General features: G+C 37.7%; 4 protein-coding genes. 1 reads left to right on the top strand and 3 read right to left on the bottom strand.

Translation table 11 applies throughout. From position 1 onward, the window contains the following. Positions 1-124: 124 nt before the first annotated feature. The 3 genes from ACTNB8_RS16090 to ACTNB8_RS16080 all read right to left on the bottom strand — a co-directional run bounded on the left by ACTNB8_RS16090 (position 125) and on the right by ACTNB8_RS16080 (position 3,517). Entirely contained in the window at positions 125-1,174 is a 1,050-nt protein-coding gene (locus ACTNB8_RS16090; RefSeq protein ID WP_441056085.1) for a hypothetical protein, read from the bottom strand. 324 nt (positions 1,175-1,498) lie between these two features. Continuing rightward, positions 1,499-2,905 carry a glycosyltransferase family 2 protein gene (locus tag ACTNB8_RS16085; RefSeq protein WP_441056084.1) on the bottom strand — a complete coding sequence of 469 codons (1,407 nt, stop codon included), beginning with the start codon at positions 2,903-2,905 and terminating at the stop codon, positions 1,499-1,501. A gap of 72 nt (positions 2,906-2,977) precedes the next feature. Next, positions 2,978-3,517, bottom strand: coding sequence for a hypothetical protein (locus ACTNB8_RS16080; protein WP_441056083.1), 540 nt, complete (start codon positions 3,515-3,517; stop codon positions 2,978-2,980). Between the two features lie 191 nt (positions 3,518-3,708). Between ACTNB8_RS16080 and ACTNB8_RS16075 the strand changes: the two genes are divergently transcribed. Beyond that, the gene (locus ACTNB8_RS16075) at positions 3,709-3,831 is read left to right on the top strand and encodes a sigma factor-like helix-turn-helix DNA-binding protein (protein WP_441056082.1); all 123 of its coding nucleotides are present in this window, start codon (positions 3,709-3,711) and stop codon (positions 3,829-3,831) included. The last annotated feature ends 104 nt before the right edge of the window (positions 3,832-3,935 follow it).

Below are 3,935 nucleotides of genomic sequence, written 5' to 3'. Positions count from 1 at the left end.
AGTGAAAAACTCCAATCTATCAAAAATCGCATGTGAATTATAGTGAATTACTCCAACTCGCAAAGGGCTGGAGTAATTTTATATCTGACCGCATCATTATTTGGCGGTTACTTTTTAACTTTAATTACTTATTTTTCTTTTTATGATAAATCAGCACAAGAACCACTGCCACAACTGCTGCCAGCCCAATCCAAAGAAATGGTTTAATATCCATGGAATCTTTTTCTTTACTGTTCTTAACTGCTGCCGAAGAAGACTGCGCTGCCTCTGTCAGTTCAGAAGTAACTGTCGGAATCTGCGTTGCTGTCGGTTCCAGCGTTTCCTCAGCTTCTTTTGTCGGAGTTGCCTCCGGGGTTGTTGTCGGCTCCACTGTTGGTGTTGCTTCCGAAGTTACGGTCGGTTCTGTTGTCGGGGTTGATGTTGTTTCTGGCTCCGGGGTTGTAGTTAATTCTGCAGTTGATGTTGTTTCAGCATCTGGAGTTGGCGTCACACCATTGTTTTCTGTTGTTTTATCTCCGTTCTCCGATTCTGCGATCATATCAACAGTTTCAACGTTTTTCTTCGCATTTTCTTCTGTTTTATCCAGATCCATCCATCCTTCTTTGCCATCAACTGTAGTTGCACCCCAGTGAGATCCGTCAACCATGTTTGCGTCCTTCGTGATATGAAGCGTTTCTCCATTCTGGATTTCACGAACTCCAGGAACTGTACCATATTTCTCGCCCGGTCCCTGATAAAGATGCTGGCTTCCGCTCTCATCATAGGCTTTCACATCATAGTCTGCGTTATAATCCACATTATCCCGACCGGCAATATAAAGTTCTGAATCAATTGCCTCCTGTCTGGATTCTGCCGGCTTACAGTCATCCATCGGTGCATACCCGTTCATTCCACGATATGTTGTATATCCCCATGTGCGGTTGCTGTCCTTGTCCACCACTTCCCCTTCAATATGAAGTGCTGTCCCGTTCGGAATCAGTTCATCATTCAGCTTCTCTGAATCAAAATCCGGCTGCGAATAAATATCAATCCCTCCGGCCTTTGATTCCACGATCATATAATAATCTGTAGTATAATCCGGTTTCTGTTTTCCACTCTGTGCATCTGCCCACACCGGCACTGCCAGAAGAAGGCACAGTCCAAATGCCAGCACTGCTTTAATAATCTTCTTCATCCTGTTCCCCTTATTTCCTTATACAATGACATAAACTATCAACACTTACATTTCTTTTCCTATCATAGCACAGAATCCTTCATATAAATACTACTTTTTCAGGAAGTTGTCGAGGAAAAACGACATTGATGCATGGAAATTTCACTGCTGATTACATTCCTTTACCATAGTATATGTACCATCTTTACTTCCATCGTCAATGATCACCAGTCGCGACTGGCCGTTTCTATTATGTTTTTCTATAACCGGATACCAGTCATCTATCAGTTAACGGATGTTTTCCGATTCGTTGTAGGCTGGTACTACAATATATAAAATGTCCATTTAATCAGACTCTTTTATAGTTTCCAAAAGGTCAGCTATATTATAATTACTCTCTACAAACACTTTATCAAACCGTTTTGCCTCATCAGTAAGCAATGATTCCTCTTTATCTGACCGCAGTATCAAGATATTTTTCTGCTGTGGATCAACTTTTGGATAATATGGTCTGTCACCTCTTATTACTAAAACAGATAAACTTGTAGTGTCATTACTCCACTTCGCATATGGTCGTATTTCGACAGAGTACCCTTCTTCTTCCAGAAGATCTTTTAAGTGAAGCGCATATTTATAATCTTTTAGACCACCTGTGTCAGCATTATCTGTATCCATTTCTAAATCTCTAAGTTCCGCTATACAAATGTCAAGTTTCTGCTTATCAAGAGGTGCTTCCTTTCCTTCTCTCAATATCTTTCGCTGGAGATAATTTTGCCATTTTCCCTGATAAACATACATATTATGAAGTCTACGTTCTTCGACTTCCTTCTGATCGTCCTTGTTCTGCGTACCAAATTCATAGTGAAACACTACCACTGCCGGGGCAAGATAATTCTGATATCCTGCATAATGGATTTTTAGGCAAAGATCTACATCTTCATAGCCATAATTATAGCCTTCATCATATCCTCCTACTTCTTCAAAGATCTGTCGTGAAACAAGAAGTACTGCTGCTGTTACAGCCATTTCTCTCACAGCTTCAAAATCTTTACACAATTTATCGGATCCGTTTTCCATATTATAAGGCTGTACAAAATCGACACCATTGCGTTTCACTTTCCGAAATCCAATCCCATAATGCTGAATACAATAGGATTTTTTCTGATTAGTACTCCCTACAGGAATCTCAGGATACAAAAGTCTCGCACCTATAGCTCCTGCTTTTTCTTTTTCCATAGCAATAAATAACAGTTCATCAAGCCAACCATCTGTCACCTCTGTATCATTATTTAAAAATAAAAGGTATTCACCTGATGCTTCTCTTACTGCAAGATTATTCGCCTTCGAAAAAGACATATTTTCATTATTCCTAATAATATGCAGATTTATTTTACCCACAAAAGATTCCAGAAATTCTATCGAGCCATCTGTAGATGCATTATCTACTACTATCAGTTCATAATTATCATAGAATGTTTTTTCAAGGAGTGATTTCAACAGGATATTCAGATGTTCTGTTCCATTTCTGTTTAATACAATCATGGAAACCAACGGTTTACTGGTATAAAGGATCTGTGACTTTTCTTTATGTCGTTCAATCCACAGAGCTGCACGCTTCAATTCTTCATCCACCTGCTGTTCTCGCTTCTCCATCATCTGTTTACGAACTTTTTGTTTTTTATAAACTTTATACTTTCTGATAATCCCGCTGGCGAAAGGAAGTGATTTAATCAAATTTCGATATAATGACATACAGAACTCCTTTTATCCAAGAACAATACTCTAAACAAATGTCCTATAATTTAACTCTGGCAAACATATAATTCATTTATTATCTATCAAAAATATATATTTATATTTATTATATAGTTTTCCGCACCATATAAATATACTATACGCAATAATTCCTCCTCCAAAGAAGAATAATGTCCAGACAAAAATTTTTACCAAACATAATAGTGGATTGTAATATAATAAAGTTATCCAATCCTGTGTATTCCAGATGCTGTATGAAAACCCATTATCATGTATAAGGTATGTCATAAAAGTTGCCGCACCTATGTAATTAATGATCTTGTTTTGAGGAATACGTAATCGTTTAAAAATTTCAAAAAAACATACTCCAACAATCATTACTACAATGCTATAATTTCCATATGTTTTTAAATTATGGTAAAATATCCCATTGTTTCCACCAGACACATAATCCTGAATCATATTTGCAACATTATTATAATTCGATATATAAATAAAAACGTATGTAATAATTATTATACCTATAAAAACCCATGCTCTTATACGCTTAAATGGATCATATTTTCTTATATATCCACCCATTAAATAAAGAAAAACACCTGTTATCAATACACTGACACCATGATTATTCCGGGGCTCTTTGAGCCACCTATCCGGACTTTGAGAGCCACCATTCCGGAGAATGAGAGCCATATATTCCGGTAATTCAGAGCCACCTTATTGGGCTCTATTACATATATTTCCTTTATACTGTAAATACACACCTTTGGTGTGAATACAGATAAAGGAGGTCGTAAGTTATGACCAAGTATCGTGAAATCCTACGCTTGAAAAGCTTAGGATTCAGTGAGAGGAACATCGCACAGAGTTGCGGTGTATCCAGAAACACAGTCGCTAAGGTTTTAAAAAAGGCAGCTGAATAATCCGGTGCCCGTGTCCCTGCTGTCCGGTGACAGGAAACCGCAAATCCGTTTTTTAGGAAACCACCATTCCGGTAGTGGAAACCTTTATCATAAATCCTTTAGAA

The sequence above is a fragment of the Blautia sp. HCP28S3_G10 genome (assembly GCF_052065235.1).
Taxonomy (GTDB): domain Bacteria; phylum Bacillota; class Clostridia; order Lachnospirales; family Lachnospiraceae; genus Blautia_A.
The sequence above is the reverse complement of the archived record's forward strand: the minus strand, read 5'-3'. Positions and strand labels throughout refer to the sequence as shown.